The organism is Paenibacillus sp. NPDC058898, assembly GCF_049316025.1.
Taxonomy (GTDB): Bacteria; Bacillota; Bacilli; order Paenibacillales; family Paenibacillaceae; genus Paenibacillus_AQ.
The window spans coordinates 19677-36458 of sequence record NZ_JBMOSM010000013.1; the positions used below are offsets into that span (position 1 = coordinate 19677).

The window sequence follows — 16782 nt, forward strand, 5'->3', positions numbered from 1 at the left end:
CTGCTAGTCTAGTAAAATGTCATAATGGAGGGTTCAGGATGCCTTCCTTCTCTGATTCTTCGTAACCAACTCAATCTGCTTGCGAAGAGGAACGTAAATCGCCAGAGCAAAGGCAAAATGAACAAGGAGATTGGGTAGCATATGATGAAGCAGTGACCAATTATAAGAAGTCGGATTGAGTCGAAACACCTTATATATGCCAAAAAGCGTACTGTCAAACAACAAACTTCCCAGGATGACAACGGTCATCATCATGGGCAATGGTGCCCGCGGGGACTTGAATACAAGTCCCACCAGATATGCGGATACGCCCATAGCAAATGAATAAGTGCCAATCATCTCGCCGTAATACACGATATCGTGAAGCATGCCGAATATGAGTCCGAGCACCAGCCCCGTATGGCGATGATAATAAATCGATACAAAAAACAAGCAGACCAATACAAAATTAGGATAAATCTGAAGCTGCAGCGAGCTTGGCGTTAACCAGAAAACCACCGTGCCCTGCAGGATAAACAACACGAACAGCAACAGGACCAGAATCTGTTTACGTGCCATCTTATTCCGGCTCCTCAGGCGTAAAGACGATGATCAGATACTTCCAGTCATCAAACTTGGCCGCTGGTTTGATTGTAGCTGTTCTGCTTTGACCGTATTGGCTTACCTGAACACTTTTTACCTCACCAATGATCAAGCCCTGTGGTATAACGCCTCCGGCACCGGATGAAATGATTTTATCGCCCTTCTTGATCGGATCATTCTCCTGAATACGCGTCATCTGCAGTGTGTTGGTCTTCTCATCGTAGCTCTCAACCACGCCAAACGTTTTGTCCTCTTTGCCGATGGCTGTTACCGAAATCGGCTGCGGGTTCGGATCCTGGGCGTCCATCGATGTCAACAGTTTCACCGTTGAGGTGAAATTGCTCACACTGCTAATAATACCGACCATGCCGTCCACTGTCGTGACCGACATATTAGGGCGAACCCCATCGCGCTCGCCCAGATCGACGACAAGTGTCCGGTTATTCGGATCTGAGTTGACGCTGAGCACCTGGGCCGTACGGTACTCATATTTGTCACGATTTTTCTGGTTTTCTGTAAAATGGAGCTGATCCCGAAGCTTTTCGTAATTAGCTTTCATCGTGTTATAGTTCGCACTCTCTCGAGAATATTGGGCAACCGCTCTACGCAACTCCTCATTCTCTTCATAGATCTCCTTCATGTTCCGTACATCTTCAAAGAAACCCGCTATATAGGCAGCGGGCTTATAAAACACACTTTGCACAAAACCGACCGTATCTTTGACAAATTTTTCAGGCCAAGATAAAGAAGCTCTCGGGCCGAGCGTAAACCCCATAATAGCGATAAACGCTACCAGCCCGATGAGCATAATAAACAATCGCTTATTACCTAGCAGCTTAAACAGTTGCAACACCCTCTAACTTACTGTTTTCTCTCCCAACATTAGGGGTTTACACTTCTATTTTGATTTCTACCGTTTGGAACGGACGGCAGAGCTGCTCCGGGATTTAAACAAGTGAATGTTCTCGAGCGCTTTACCTGTACCAATGGCCACGCAATCCAGCGGATTCTCTGCAACGATCACCGGCATGCCGGTCTCTTCAGCGAGCAGCTTGTCCAGGTTGCGAAGCAATGCGCCGCCTCCTGTAAGCACGATGCCCCGGTCCATAATATCCGCAGCAAGCTCCGGAGGACATTTCTCAAGCGTAACCTTAACAGCTTCAACAATCGCATTAATCGTATCTGCCAACGCTTCGCTAATCTCATCCGAAGTAATGGTAATCGTCTTCGGCAGACCCGTCACCAAGTCACGGCCGCGAATTTCCATCGTTTCCACGGTCTCCAGCGGCATGGCGGAACCGACTTCCATCTTGAGCAGCTCGGATGTGCGCTCACCGATCATCAAGTTATATTGACGTTTGATATAGGAAATAATAGATTCATCCATCTCATCGCCTGCCACGCGTACAGAGCGGCTGGTTACAATACCGCCAAGAGAAATGACCGCAACCTCGGTCGTACCTCCGCCGATATCAACAACCATGCTCCCTGTAGGTTCCCACACAGGCAAATCGGCACCGATTGCAGCTGCAAAAGGTTCTTCGATCGTATAAGCTTCGCGTGCACCAGCTTGCTTGGTCGCATCTTCAACCGCACGCTGCTCTACCGCCGTAATGCCGGAAGGTACACATACCATCACGTTCGGATGGCGCGGGAATATGGAACGTTGCTTCTGTGCTTGACGAATAAAGTATTTAATCATCGTAGCTGTTGTATCAAAATCAGCGATGACGCCGTCTTTCATCGGACGAATGGCACGAATATTGCCTGGTGTGCGTCCAATCATTTTCTTAGCCGATTCTCCGACGGCTTCAATGCTCTTAGTATCTGTACGCAGAGCAACCACGGAAGGCTCTCTTACGACAATTCCTTTCCCACGAACATAAACCAGCGTATTTGCCGTCCCCAAATCGATTCCCAAATCTTTCGTAAAACCACCTAACATGATGTATCTCCCTTTCTTCGTCAATCTGAACTATTATATTACATCAAGCCCCGTTCCTTCAAACTTACAAACGATCCGTCCCCAATGATCAGATGATCCAGCACGTCGATCCCGACAATCTGTCCTGCCTCCACTAAGCGGGCAGTCAGCGATATGTCTTCCGGGCTGGGCGTCGGATCTCCGCTAGGATGGTTGTGCGCGCACACCAGGGATGCACTGCTGCATTTGATGGCCGCTCTGAACACCTCGCGGGGATGAACGATGGAAGCATTAAGGCTTCCCATCGATAACGTTTCCTGGGCAATGACATGATTTTTCGTATTTAAAAATACACAGACAAAATGCTCTTTCTGTAAATAGCGCATCTGTTCACTGAGCAGTTCTGCCGCGTCATGCGGACTGCGAATAATAACTGGCTCTACATGTCTCGATGCGGCTAAGCGCCGTCCAAGCTCTATGCCAGCCTTCAGCTGAACAGCCTTAGCGGTTCCAATTCCTTTGATTTGCGTAATTTCCTCAATGCTAAGATCAACGAGCTGCCGGATGCCGCCTGCTTCCCCCAGCAGCCGCTGGGCTATATGTACGGCAGATTCCTGGCGGGTACCGGTCCGAAGCAATATCGCCAGCAATTCTGCATGGCTTAAAGCGCTCGCCCCATATTGCATCATGCGCTCTCTAGGTCGTTCATCATGGGGGATGTCGCGCAGCAATAGCGTTGGCGACTCCATATATTCCCCTCTTTTCTAAGATTTAAATCAGCAGGTCACCGAAACTTCAGGATTCCCCTACATTTCGCATGCCGTTGTTCTATATCTATGAATCGGTGAGTACATCCATCCCCATTTCAGACAGCATGTCCGACAGCAGAGAAAGCGGCAGACCGACAACGTTAAAATAGTCGCCTTCGATTCCTTCCACGATGGTTGCACCCAAGCCTTGAATCGCATACGAGCCTGCTTTGTCAGCAGGTTCCCCGCTCTTTACATAAGCCGCGATCGCATCATCACTTAACGATTTCATCTTTACGGTTGTCACACGGTGGGCAACCTTTGTATGACCGGATTCCCGATCAACACAAGCCACGCCCGTGTACACGAGGTGAGCCCGTCCTTGAAGCATGGACAACATCCTTGCCGCGTCAGCATGATCCTCCGGTTTCCCGAGGACATGATCATCTACAACTACAATCGTGTCGCTTCCCACAATGATACCATCTCCCGGATCATCCGTCAGCTTTCGGAGAACCGCTTCCGCTTTACGTAGTGCCAGTGACTCCACAATTCGCTCTGGCGACCACCCTTGCGGGGTGTCCTCATCAGCTTCACTAGGCATAATCTCGAATGGGATACGAAGGGAGGCAATCAATTCCTGACGCCGAGGAGAGGTGGAGGCCAATATGATACGGCGGTTTCTCTTCTCATTCAAGGGGGATAATCTCCTTTGTCATGTCTTAGAGCCTGCGGTATAACCAAAGTGCAGCTATAATGCCGAGCAGACTGAGCAGGCAAAAGTTAAGTTCAAGGTTAATATCATAACGAATAATGTCAAAATCAGCGCGAGGCGACCACTTAATCGGTGTAGTAGACGTTAAAAACGACAAAGCCTTGACAGGCTGAAGCGCCTTAGCAAGCCATGTTCCCGTCAGCCACCCCAGCAGCAAAAACAAGATGAGCATTCCTTTGTTTTTCTTCATGCATCCTCTTCCCTCGCCATATTTTGACACCCTAATTATTATACGGTGAATCGATAAGCAATACAAACAGAAATCCGGCAGGGGGAACTATTTCCAGTTCCAAGCCGGATTTTACGTAAATTTGAATTTATAGGCCATCCAGGAGTTTCTTTTGGCCCATGACATAGTTCATCATACCTGTTTGAATCTCCCACAAATGCCCCTTGGATTGATTTTTGTTATATTCGGAGAGCGCAGTGATTGAACTGTTCATGGATTGCTCCATCGCCGGCAGCACAGCCCCGGTCTCCGGACCCAAGCCGGCGGACAGCAACTGCATCGATTGGATCCACTGCTGGTGCAGATTTGTGATCGCAGTCATATTCTCCGGCGCCACCGCGCCCGCCTCCTGCTTCCCCAGCAGCGATGCCGATAGTTTACTAAGCTCCGATACCAGTTGCCCGCTGATCGTAAAATAGTCCGTCAGCGTCTGCTCCTCGCCCGCAAAGACAGCTGACTCTATATTAGGGAGCGCGATTTCTCTTACGTATAATTCGACGCCTTCGGCCTTAAGCTGATTGCTGAGCAGCTTGGCCTGCTCGCGGTCTGGTGAAATGCCCGCATACACCCGGTTCTCCTCATCCGAATCTCCGCCGGCGGCAATACCGGACTGCAGCAGCTCCCCCTTCGCTTGCTCAGCCCGTTCCGGGGTGCTGAACACACCGTACTGAAGCATATAAAAGATTTGACCTGGAATGTGAACAGCCGATTCAGTTAAATCAGGTGCGATGGTTGCACCCGTTACACCAGAGGAATCAGCCGGGGCTTGATTCACTGCATCATTGGTTTCAAGCTGTCCCGATGTTGGATCCTCACCTGCAATACCGCCGTTAAACATAGACAGCACCATATACCCAAACAGCAAACCCGTAACAACAGCCGCTGTCACAGACACAGCCATTTTCCAGAAGGAGGTAGGTTTGCGTGAGCGATAATAACTGTAGTCATCAGCAGATGACTCATATAGATCCGCCTCAGGCCCGAGATTCCAGTTGGAGTCGTTCGCTTCGGGGTCCACTCTTCCGGGATACACGTCATCATGAAGGTCATAGAGTTCCTTACGCTCACGCATATCGTCATATGTATCGTTATGTTCAGGTCCGTCACCAAACGACCCGCCGTCGATATGATCCAGACGCCGTCTTTCCTCAGCTAATCGGCCCCTGGACCGGTTATGACGCGAGGTTCTCCACCCTTGACCGTTCACATTCGGGGTCTCCCCCTCCTCCCGGAGAGGCGGAACGACGCGTAGATGATCATGCTGCATACTGCTCCTAGGTTCGAACGAAGTGCCCACATCGGCAAACCGATCTGGCGCCGTTGTGTCAAACTCGTCGAATACGAGATGGCGGTCATCAACTTGGTCATTGCGTCTTGCTGGAACTTTTTGATACGGATCCCGTTCCTCACGCATATGATCCTTATGACTGTCCTTCGGCGGATCGTGATCAAAACGAATCGTCATCCGTGCTTTATTCATATCCACACACCTCACTTGTCCTTCTACACCTAGCTATATGATCAAGCTTGGCAACTTATGAGTGTGCGAAAAACAAAACAAACAGGCTGATCAAGAAAACATCTTGATCAGCCTGTTATACTTAGCGATTCCGCTCGCTTTGCCTCCGTTCGAAAGACAAAAGCCCATGCAATCCCCTGCTGCAGCGAAGCAGCAAAGCATGCGCGCAATCCATTTACTTCTTGCCTTTAATAGACTCTGCTAAAGCAGCGCCGACTTTCCAAATATCGCCCGCCCCCATCGTGAGAACCAGATCGCCTTCTTTTACACGACCTTTGAGATCGTTCAGAACATCCTCTTTGGTAGGCAAATAGCGGGCACCGGCATTACTGTTCTGGACAATCAGCTCCACCAGCTTACCGGAACTGATACCCTCGATTTGCTTCTCGCCGGCAGGAGAATAAATATCGGTGATAATCACCTCATCGGCTTCTCCGAACGCGCGGCTAAACGCATCCAGAAGGAAAAAGGTCCTCGAATACCGCTGCGGCTGGAATACGGCAATAATCCGTTTGCCCGTCGCTTTAGCGGCACTGATCGTAGCCTCAATCTCCGTCGGATGATGCGCATAGTCGTCAATCACCAGAATGCCTTCTGCTTCACCAAGCACCTGGAAGCGGCGCTTAGCGCCGTTGAACTTAACAATGGCCTCTACAATCGCTTCAAACGAGATTCCGCCTTTCAAGCAGCATATCACCGTAGCCATTGCGTTGTAGACATTGTGTTTACCCGGTACGGACAGTTCCACGGTGCCCAGCTCCATTCCGTTATGAAGCATCGTGAAGCTGACGTGACGGTCGCCGAGCACAAGATTTTTTGCCGTATACTCCGCATCAGCATGAATGCCGTATGTGGTCACATTGCATTTAAGGTCAGGCAAAATAGCCTGGATGTTGTTATCGTCCGCGCAAACCACGGCCGTCCCGTCTGCCTTAATCTGGCTGAGGAATTGTACATAAGCTGCCTTGAGACGATTGAAATCCCCTTCGTAATTCTCCAGGTGATCGGCCTCAATATTCAGAACAACGCCGAGCCATGGGTGGTACTGAAGGAATGAACCGTCACTCTCGTCGGCTTCGGCCACCACGTGCTCGCCTTCGCCGGCTTTGGCATTGGTGCCAACATTCATGATTTCCCCGCCGATGATAAATGTCGGATCGACTCCGCATTCTTCCATCACGAGCGCAATCATGGATGAAGTGGTTGTCTTACCATGCGCACCCGCTACGGCGACTCCTTTGCGTTCGTTCAAAAGACGCGCCAGCATCTGCGCACGGTGAAGGACAGGAATGTTCAGCTTCTCTGCTTCGACCCGCTCCACGTTGTCTTTGGACAATGCCGTCGAGTAAACCACAAGGTCCGCGCCCTGGACTTGCTCGGCGGTATGTCCAATGTATATTTTGGCGCCCTTGGCCGCCAGCTTTTCTGTCAATTCTTGCGATGCCACGTCAGAACCCGTGACTTTATAACCCATCTCCAGCATAACTCTTGCAATGGCGCTCATCCCGTAGCCGCCAATTCCTATAAAATGAACATGTTCCGATGTATTCAACAGATATCACCAACCTTTTTCAGAATCGGAAAGGCCCAGGAGGTTGGAACGCACGTCGGCAATCAGGTACAACGTGCCCGACACCACCCCAAGATCCTCCGCTTCCGTCCGTGACTTCAACTCTTCAAGTGCGTTTTTCCAATTTGGTTCTATGATGATTTGCAGTGTATGTTTGGCGTATTTCTCCCTTACCTGCTCTACGATGTCACCAAGCGCCTTGGCGTCCAGTTTCTTCCGGAAATCCGGTTCAGTCAGGATAAGCGTATCCACTATTGGCAGTATATGCTGCAAATACGATTCATGATGCTTATTTGCCAGCATTCCCATCATTAAGTTCAGTTTCCGATACTTATAGATCTGCGGCAAGCTTTTGGCCAAGGTTTCAGCCCCTTCAGGGTTATGCGCACCATCGAGAACAATCCGCGGGGAGGACTGTACTTGTTCCAGTCTTCCCGCCCAGAAAGTATCCTTAAACCCTGTACGTAATTCTTCTTCATCCACGATAAAAGCCATGTACTGGCGAAGCACTTCCAGCGTCATCATGGCAAGCGCAGCATTGGCGCATTGGTGCTCGCCTTGCATCGAGATGTCCAGATCCATGTCCCGGAACGGGCCCTTAAAGCGGAAAGTCTGGCTTTCTTCATCCCCGCGCAGTCGCTCATAGGAGAATTGTTCATCTACGAGATACAGACTTGTACGGTTTTTTTCTACCGCTTGTTTCAGAATTTCGACAGCCTCAGGCTGAGTTACCGTACTCACCACAGGGACTCCAGGCTTGATAATGCCAGCCTTCTCGGTGGCGATCTCCTGAATGGTGTCACCCAGAACGTCGGTATGGTCCATCCCGATATTCGTGATCACCGAAATGATGGGATGAACGATATTGGTCACGTCCAGGCGACCGCCAAGTCCCGTCTCCCATACCACTACATCCGGATAAGATACCTCGGCATAATACAGGATCGCAAGGGCGGTGGACACCTCAAACATCGTGGGCGATCCAAGCCCGGAGCTCGCCACTTCGGCTACAAGCGGCTCTAAGCGATTCGCGAGCGCCAGCAGCGTCTCTTCCGGTATGTCCTCGCCGTTATACTGAAACCGATTGGTAAACTTCGTAATATAGGGAGAAGTGTAGGTGCCAACCGTGAATCCCCCTTGAAGCAAAACCTTTGTTAAAAAAGCGCATGTGGAGCCTTTTCCATTCGTTCCGGCCACGTGAATAAATTTCAACCGCCGTTCCGGATGGCCCAGCAGCTCCATCAATCGCTGAATTCTATCCATGCCAGGGCGGATTCCAAACGGAATCAGCCCATTGATCCAAGCTACCGCTTCCTCATAGGTATGGAACGGAGCTACAACTGCTGCTGCCGAATGATCAACCATCGTTCTCACCTTCTGGTCCAAGTTCATCTTGCCCTCAGCCTCTCAATTCTTCGATGCGTGCGATCACTTTACTGCGTTTGTCCGAGTAATCCACAAGCTTCGCCCGTTCTTCTTCAATCACCTTTTCCGGTGCTTTCGATACGAAACCAGGATTGTTCAGCTTCTTCTCCACACGCTCGACTTCGCTATTCAAGTGCTGAATTTCCTTCTCCAGACGCGTGATCTCCTGAGCGATATCGATCAACCCGGCAAGCGGCAGATACATTTCAACACCTGTAACCACAGCGGTCATCGCCTTATCCGGCGCCTCAAGCGCAAGGGAGGACTGATACTCCGACGTGTTGCAGAAGCGGCAAATATAATCCGCATTGCGATCGATAATGCTGGCAATTTGCTCGCTTACCGGCTTTAATTGCAGCTCCACTTTTTTGCTCATTGGTACGTTTACTTCCGCCCGGATGTTACGTACAGCGCGGATGACATCCATCAGCAGGTTCATTTCGGTAACAGCTTCCGTATTCTCAAACGCCTCATCATAGGTCGGCCATGAAGCCAACATCACCGTCTCGCCTTCATGCGGCAAATGCTGCCAGATCTCTTCGGAGATGAACGGCATGAACGGGTGGATCAAACGCATCGTGCGGTCCAGCACATAGGCAAGCACCGACTGCGTCTTTTTCTTGGCCGCTTGATCCTCTCCATACAGGGACAGCTTGGCAAACTCGATATACCAGTCACACAGATCATCCCAGATGAAATTGTAGAGCAGTCGACCAGTTTCGCCAAATTCGTAGGCATCAATTAGACGCGTAATGTCGCGGGAAGTTTCGTTCAAACGATGCAAAATCCACTTGTCGGCCGTTCCCAGCTCTCCGGAAATGTCGATATCCGCCGCCGTGAAGCCCTCCAGGTTCATGAGCGCAAAACGTGACGCATTCCAGATCTTGTTCGCGAAGTTACGCGCTTGTTCCACGCGTTCCCAGCGGAAACGAAGATCCTGACCCGGCGTACTGCCGGTCGATATCATATAACGCATGGCATCTGCGCCATACTGTTCAATAACCTCAAGCGGGTCGATACCGTTTCCGAGCGACTTGGACATCTTGCGGCCTTCGCTATCCCGGACCAGACCATGGATCAGCGTATCTTTAAACGGCATCTGATCCGTAAATTCAAGCCCTTGGAAGATCATCCGCGATACCCAGAACGGAATAATATCATAACCCGTCACGAGAACGCTCGTTGGATAATATCGTTTGAAATCCTCGCTGTCCAGATTCGGCCAGCCCATGGTCGTGAACGGCCACAATGCGGAGCTGAACCAGGTATCCAGCACATCCTCATCCTGTCTCAGATCATCCTTGCCAAGCTTCGCGCGCGCTTCCTCTTCATTCATGGCAACAACCACTTCGCCCGTCGATTCGGAATACCAGGCCGGAATCCGGTGGCCCCACCACAATTGACGGGAAATGCACCAATCGCGTACATTCTCCATCCAATGCAGGTAGGCTCGCTCGAAGCGGTCAGGCACGAAGTTAACGCCCTTGCCGGATTTCTGCGCATCCACAGCTGCTTCCGCAAGCGGCTGCATCTTAACGAACCACTGCGTCGACAGATAAGGCTCAACCACCGCACCGGATCTTTCGCTATGGCCAACCTGATGGACATGATCTTCGATGCGGAGCAATACGCCCGATTCCTTCATGTCGTTTACGATCTGCTTGCGGCATTCACTCCGGTCAAGACCTTGGTACTTACCGGCAAACTCATTCATCGTCCCGGATTCATCCATCACGGTAATTTGCGGCAGGTCATGTCTCTGACCCATTTCGAAGTCATTCGGATCATGCGCCGGCGTAATTTTAACCGCTCCGCTGCCGAAGTCCTTCTCAACGTACTCATCGGCAATAACCGGAATCTCGCGGCCGACAATCGGCAGGACCAATGTTTTGCCGATCATGTCTTTATAGCGTTCATCCTCCGGATGAACGGCTACCGCCGTATCGCCAAGCATGGTCTCCGGACGGGTGGTTGCTACGGTAATGGAGCCGCTGCCGTCTTTTAGAGGATATTGCAAGTGATACAAATGGCCGTTGACCTCTTTGTACTCCACTTCAATATCGGACAAAGCCGTGCGGGCAGCCGGGTCCCAGTTGATGATGCGTTTACCGCGATATATGAGCCCTTTATCATAGAGCTTAACGAATACTTCCCGAACCGCGTCCGACAACCCCTCGTCGAGCGTGAAACGTTCTCTGGAGTAATCGAGGGACAGGCCGATCTTGGACCATTGGTCACGGATTGTATTCGCATATAGATCCTTCCATTCCCACACTTTCTCAAGGAATTTTTCACGTCCCAGATCGTATCGGGTAACGCCTTCCTCGCGAAGCTTCTGCTCAACCTTGGTTTGCGTAGCGATGCCCGCATGGTCAGAGCCCGGCAGCCACAGCGCATCATAACCCTGCATCCGCTTTACGCGAATCAGAATATCCTGCAGCGTAAAGTCAAGGGCATGGCCGATATGAAGCATTCCCGTAACGTTTGGTGGAGGAATAACAATCGTGTACGGTTCCGCATCCGGTCGTTTGCCAGCTTCAAAGAAGCCGCCTTCCTTCCAGTACGGATACCATTTTTGTTCAGCTGCCTTCGGATCATACGTCGTCGGCATTTCTAACTGGGATTGGTTTTGTTTTTGATCCATATTTTCGTACCTCCGATACTGTTAATCAGTTTTGCCAACCCGAAATGTTTTAGCCTCCGGGCGTGGGCATGAATATCAATGTTTGGCATGAAACAAAAAAAGCCCTTCGTCCTCAAAGGACGAAAGACTGTTCTCTCGCGGTACCACCTTTGTTTCGTGCTTATAAATAATTCATCAACCGTGTCCTCCCATGAAGAACATGAAAGGCTTACGATCAAGCACGACACTTTACGCAGATAACGGCTGCGGCCGACGAACTCTAACCAGGGTAGCAATCGATCCCTACTCTATCTCAAGTCCGCAACTCCGGGGTGACTTCGGCAAGCTGGTTCCTGCGGAATCTCACAGCGCTTGATAGCAATTCCGCTCTCTGAAGGCCATACCTTCCTACTCTTCCCGTTCAACGTTGTTCTAGCTTATGAAATACCTGTACATATTCTATTCAAATATACCGTGGTTGTTGCATATAGTCAATATTTCGAGTGTTTCCGATCGATTTAGACATCATACCTGCCGAATCAATAAATCTTATACATTGAAAAAGCAGGCCAAGGATGTCCTACCTTGACCTGCTTTTTCTTACGCAATTGCTCCCCCCACCGATTACTGGGGAATGTATAATACCTGTCCTTCTTCCACATTCTGCTCGGACATGCGGTTATATAACAAAAGCTCCCGCGGCGTCAGTTGATAACGCTCGGCAATCTCGTCGAGTGTCTCCTCACGCTGTACAATGCACATCCGGACCTTGCGGAACGGCGTTTCCTCGCGGCGGTTACCCAGGAACAGACTCTTCCACTCCACATCCTCGGCCGAAGCCGAATCAACCAATTCCTCCGCCTCTTCTTCCTCGTCCCGAGCGGCTTGATCCTGAACCGTTCTGCTCGATTGAAGCAATGAAGATAAGCCTACACCCGATGTGCTGTTTGTGCTGCTGTTCTTTGAGTTGAAGGCCACCTTTAACTCCGGTTTGGTTGGAACCTCTTCAACTTTAACGGAAACCTCCTCCGTTATATCATCCATATCCTCCAAAGGTACTGCTTCCTCAGCAAAAACAGGCTGGGTTTCCTCCGTTTCCGGTGATTCCAGCACCGGTACGGCTTCAACTTCTTCACCCTTACGCTCAGTGACACCAGGGAAACCGGCTGCTGAATCTTCCTGCACCGGCTCCGGCTGGGAGGCAGCCCGTTCGAATTGCCATACACTTGGAATCGACGGCTCAGCTGCCTGAGCTTCCGTCTCGCTATGTAAGGCATATTCGACCGTATCCCGGGCTTCAGTCGCACCGGAGATGCTTAGGGTGCTATCCGAGGCCTGTGAATCCCGAGTTTGGTTCTCATACTGCGCCCAGGATGCCAGATACTGCTGTGTGCGTGCATCCGTCCCGGACTCTTGGGCTTGGGGCTGAGCCTCGTTGAAGTAAGAAGGTGAAGCCGAATTCGCATCAGTGTTGGCTCCGTCTTGAAACTGGTCATACGGGTTGGCTGCGAACTGCTGCTCCCCGTTCGAATAATCTGTCGCTTCAGGAGCATGTACCACTGTGAATTCCTCATTGGCCCATACTTGGTCACGGGCTCCCGGAGCCGCCGCCTGAATTCCTTTGAGCGACAGAACCCCTGTAATGTTCAAGCTGCGCTTAGATAACAAATCCACGTCAAAATTCTCGATCTCGACCGCGATGTCATCCAATGATGATACCCGGTTCAACGGGACCGTGATTTCGACCGGAATCCAGTGTTCGAGCGGCTCCGTCTCTCCAGCTTCGGTGTCACCTTTATACAGGCCTGCAAGAAGCAGATGACCCCGAAGCGTGGCCTGGTCCTGCTGACTGATCACCTGAATGTGCGGGATCAACTCCGCCTCTTCCAATTCATCGATTCCCGGCAAATCTTCCGTTAAATTAATACGCTCGTAAATATCGAACCGCAATCCGTAGGACTGGTCAAACACGGGAATGTCCTCCTTTTTGGCATATACTATCCGTGATCTGTTATCACGGCATGAGCCTAAGTTTTGCCACTCAATTTATCTATATGCCGAAAATAGGAGAGCATGACTTTTTTGCGAATTGTGCGTGAAAGTTACCGGTTCATTCAGGATTTTGCAAATTTTCTTAACGGCCTGCTGACTCTATGATTTGCTCTCTTAACTCCAACATATCCTGAGGCCAGGGCGCTTCCACCTCGATACTCTCGCCCGAGAGAGGATGAGTAAACAACAGACGTTTGCCATGCAGCGCCTGGCGCGGGAACGTCTCGGGTCCTCCGTATAAGGAATCTCCCAGAAGCGGATGTCCCATATGACTTAGATGCACCCGGATCTGATGCGTACGGCCGGTTTCCAGACGAATTTGCAGCAGGCTGGCTTTTGGATACACTTCAGATGAGAGAATATGCGTGATCGCAGCCTGCCCGGTTAATGAAACTCGCCGGCGGCTTGCGTGATAGCGGTCTTTGCCTATCGGCAAATCGATTCTCTTCAGATCCTGCGAGACCCTCCCCTGAACGATAGCCGCATAAATCCGGACGATCTTCTTCTCCCGCATGGCCTCGTCAAGCTTTAGCTGCGCATATTCATTCTTGGCGTACAGTACGGGACCTGTTGTGTCCTTATCCAGCCGATGAATATGCCGGACTGCCGTATGAATGCCTTCGGCTTCGTAATATGCAGCTACCACATGATTCAGCGTCGTCTCCGTGCTCTCGTTGTCCGGATGGACCGCCATGCCGGCCGGTTTGTTCACGACCAGGCAGAAATCGTCCTCGTACAATACATCTAGCTTCTGCCATCTCGGTTCGATGCCGTAATCCCGATAAGGAAAAAGGACCAGCCGAAGCCGGTCCCCTCCCCATTGTATCCCTTGCTCATGATGAAGCTTGCGATACAGCTTCTCGGGCATACCGACCGTTTCCATAAGCCACTTGGCAGCAGCCTCGTTCCGATCCGGCTGACCTAACAGCGCCTTGCCCGGCGTCATCTCCAGCCATTCGCCGCGTTTGCTCCAATTGCCCCCGTAACTCATAGGCTCTTGAAGGCATTGTAGTTGGCTTCGATGGTGGCATCGATATCTTCCACCGTATGCGCTCCCGAGATGAACATGCCCTCGAACTGGGAAGGAGGTACGCTTACTCCCTCTTCTACCATCGCTGCAAAATATTGACGGAAACGATCCAGATCACTTGTCTTGGCTGTATCAAAATTGACAACCGGCGTATTCGTGAAGAAAGGACATACCATGGACCCGATCCGGTTGATCGTAAGCGGGATCCCGAATTCCTTAGCGTTTCGCTCAAATCCGGCCTGAAGGCGGGCTCCCCGTTCCTCCAGCTGTTCATAGATAGCAGGCGTCAACAGTTTTAGAGTCGTGTAGCCGGCCGCCATGGCGAGCGGATTTCCGCTTAGCGTTCCTGCTTGATAGATCGGCCCTGCCGGAGCAATCTGATCCATCAGCTCACGCTTGCCTCCATAAGCACCGACTGGCAGACCGCCGCCGATCACCTTGCCCAGACATGTCAAATCCGGCGTAACGCCATAACGTCCCTGCGCACAGTTTAGATCCACGCGGAATCCGGTCATGACCTCGTCGAAAATAAGCACTGTACCATAATCGGAAGTGACCTTGCGGAGTCCTTCCAGGAACCCTGGCTGTGGAGGTACCACGCCCATGTTGCCGGCCACCGGCTCAACAATGACTGCGGCGATCTCTTCGCCGAACCGCTTGAAGGCAAGCTCTACCGACTCCAAGTCATTATAAGGAACGGCAATGGTGTTGGAAGCCACGCTCTCAGGGACACCGGGACTATCGGGAAGACCCAGCGTTGCGATGCCCGATCCCGCCTTGATCAGAAGGCTATCGGCGTGACCGTGATAAGAGCCTTCGAATTTGATGATTTTGCTGCGCCCGGTATAACCGCGCGCCAGCCGGATGGCGCTCATGGTAGCTTCCGTACCGGAATTCACCATTCGCACAACCTCCATCGACGGCACGCGCTCGCAGACGAGCTTCGCCATCTTCGTTTCCAACAGGGTTGGCGCACCAAAGCTGGTCCCCTTCGCAGCGGTCTCCTGAAGCGCTTCAACGACCTCAGGGTGCGCGTGGCCCATAATCAGCGGTCCCCAAGAACCTACGTAATCGATAAAGCTGTTGCCATCGATATCATATACGCGGCTGCCTTCTCCGCGATCGATATAAATCGGCGTTAGTCCCACAGATTTAAACGCACGTACCGGACTGTTGACACCGCCGGGAATGTATAACTTCGCTTCTTCAAAAGCAGAACGCGATAATTCTTCTTTCCGCATATCTTGGCTCATACTATGCACTCCTAACTCTTTAGTCGTTATTGGTTACTTGCTGCGCATCCAGCGTGCTGCATCCTTCGAGAAATACGTGATGATAATGTCCGCACCGGCACGCTTCATCCCCGTCAGCAGCTCCATCACAATCGCCTGCTCACTGATCCATCCCTGCTGAGCAGCCGCCTTAATCATGGAATATTCCCCACTTACGTTATAAGCGACAATCGGCAGATCAAACTGGTCTCTCAGCAATCTGACAACGTCAAGGTAGGCCATAGCTGGTTTCACCATCAGCATATCGGCGCCTTCCAGCACGTCCGTCTCCGCCTCGCGAAGCGCCTCTCTCACATTGGCCGGATCCATCTGATAGGTTTTACGGTCGCCGAACTGCGGAGCAGAATCGGCAGCTTCACGGAAAGGTCCGTAAAAGGCCGAAGCGTACTTAACCGAGTAAGACATGATCGGCACGTTATAAAATCCGGCTTCATCAAGTCCGGAACGAATGGCTTGAACAAAACCGTCCATCATATTGGAAGGTGCAATAATATCGGCTCCCGCCTTCACTTGGGAAACCGCTGTACGAACGAGCAGCTCCAGTGACTCGTCGTTTAATACATCGCCGCAGGTGTGACCGTCACGCTCAAAGGTATGCACCATACCGCAGTGGCCGTGGTCGGTAAATTCGCACAGGCACGTATCAGCAATCACCAGGAGATCGGGATACCACGACTTGATGAGACGGGTAGCCTCTTGGACAATCCCGTCATCCGCAAAACCGGATGTGCCTACGCTGTCTTTGGTCTCAGGAATTCCGAACAGGAGCACAGCAGGAATGCCTAGACTTACGATTTCGTCTACTTCCTCTTTCAAGGTATCGAGCGAAAAATGATAGACCCCCGGCATCGAGGAAATTTCGGATTTCACACCACTGCCATAGGTAACGAAGATTGGCTGAACCAGATCCTCCGTATGAAGCACGGTCTCACGGACCATGCTGCGAATGCCGGCATTTTGACGCAGCCGACGATGGCGTACGATTGGAAAACTCATGACGTATACCTCCTGA

Annotated in this window: 14 protein-coding genes and 1 other annotated feature; all 14 genes read right to left on the reverse strand. The window is 51.2% G+C overall.

Going from position 1 to position 16782, the window contains the following annotated elements; genetic code table 11:
• Positions 1-33: 33 nt before the first annotated feature.
• The 14 genes from mreD to hemB all read right to left on the reverse strand — a co-directional run bounded on the left by mreD (position 34) and on the right by hemB (position 16766).
• Positions 34-558, reverse strand: coding sequence for a rod shape-determining protein MreD (gene mreD, locus ACOZB4_RS26770; protein ID WP_076323130.1), 525 nt, complete (start codon positions 556-558; stop codon positions 34-36).
• A gap of 1 nt (position 559) precedes the next feature.
• Positions 560-1435, reverse strand: coding sequence for a rod shape-determining protein MreC (gene mreC / locus ACOZB4_RS26775; RefSeq protein ID WP_076323129.1), 876 nt, complete (start codon positions 1433-1435; stop codon positions 560-562).
• A 57-nt stretch (positions 1436-1492) separates the two neighbouring features.
• The gene (locus tag ACOZB4_RS26780) at positions 1493-2527 is read right to left on the reverse strand and encodes a rod shape-determining protein (protein ID WP_009593998.1); all 1035 of its coding nucleotides are present in this window, start codon (positions 2525-2527) and stop codon (positions 1493-1495) included.
• A gap of 38 nt (positions 2528-2565) precedes the next feature.
• Positions 2566-3255 (reverse strand): RadC family protein, encoded by a 690-nt coding sequence (gene radC / locus ACOZB4_RS26785; RefSeq protein ID WP_009593994.1) that lies wholly within the window; start codon positions 3253-3255, stop codon positions 2566-2568.
• An 85-nt stretch (positions 3256-3340) separates the two neighbouring features.
• Complete coding sequence (locus ACOZB4_RS26790) at positions 3341-3952, reverse strand: Maf family protein (protein ID WP_339271580.1); 612 nt, start codon at positions 3950-3952, stop codon at positions 3341-3343.
• A gap of 25 nt (positions 3953-3977) precedes the next feature.
• On the reverse strand, positions 3978-4220 hold the full coding sequence (locus ACOZB4_RS26795; protein WP_076323127.1) for a DUF4321 domain-containing protein: 243 nt from the start codon (positions 4218-4220) through the stop codon (positions 3978-3980).
• Positions 4221-4347: 127 nt separating this feature from the next.
• On the reverse strand, positions 4348-5739 hold the full coding sequence (locus ACOZB4_RS26800; RefSeq protein WP_379411142.1) for an SPOR domain-containing protein: 1392 nt from the start codon (positions 5737-5739) through the stop codon (positions 4348-4350).
• A 214-nt stretch (positions 5740-5953) separates the two neighbouring features.
• On the reverse strand, positions 5954-7330 hold the full coding sequence (gene murC / locus ACOZB4_RS26805) for a UDP-N-acetylmuramate--L-alanine ligase (protein ID WP_076323126.1): 1377 nt from the start codon (positions 7328-7330) through the stop codon (positions 5954-5956).
• A gap of 6 nt (positions 7331-7336) precedes the next feature.
• The gene (locus ACOZB4_RS26810) at positions 7337-8713 is read right to left on the reverse strand and encodes a bifunctional folylpolyglutamate synthase/dihydrofolate synthase (RefSeq protein ID WP_379411548.1); all 1377 of its coding nucleotides are present in this window, start codon (positions 8711-8713) and stop codon (positions 7337-7339) included.
• 34 nt (positions 8714-8747) lie between these two features.
• Complete coding sequence (locus ACOZB4_RS26815) at positions 8748-11417, reverse strand: valine--tRNA ligase (protein WP_379411149.1); 2670 nt, start codon at positions 11415-11417, stop codon at positions 8748-8750.
• A 112-nt stretch (positions 11418-11529) separates the two neighbouring features.
• Positions 11530-11830: a binding site (T-box leader), on the reverse strand.
• A gap of 190 nt (positions 11831-12020) precedes the next feature.
• Positions 12021-13367, reverse strand: coding sequence for a LysM peptidoglycan-binding domain-containing protein (locus ACOZB4_RS26820; RefSeq protein WP_379411152.1), 1347 nt, complete (start codon positions 13365-13367; stop codon positions 12021-12023).
• Between the two features lie 163 nt (positions 13368-13530).
• Positions 13531-14439, reverse strand: coding sequence for an RluA family pseudouridine synthase (locus ACOZB4_RS26825; RefSeq protein WP_379411155.1), 909 nt, complete (start codon positions 14437-14439; stop codon positions 13531-13533).
• The gene (gene hemL / locus ACOZB4_RS26830) at positions 14436-15731 is read right to left on the reverse strand and encodes a glutamate-1-semialdehyde 2,1-aminomutase (protein WP_379411158.1); all 1296 of its coding nucleotides are present in this window, start codon (positions 15729-15731) and stop codon (positions 14436-14438) included. The genes ACOZB4_RS26825 and hemL overlap by 4 nt, the downstream gene beginning before the upstream one ends.
• Before the next feature lie 33 nt (positions 15732-15764).
• Positions 15765-16766 (reverse strand): porphobilinogen synthase, encoded by a 1002-nt coding sequence (gene hemB / locus ACOZB4_RS26835; protein ID WP_076323120.1) that lies wholly within the window; start codon positions 16764-16766, stop codon positions 15765-15767.
• Positions 16767-16782: the final 16 nt, after the last annotated feature.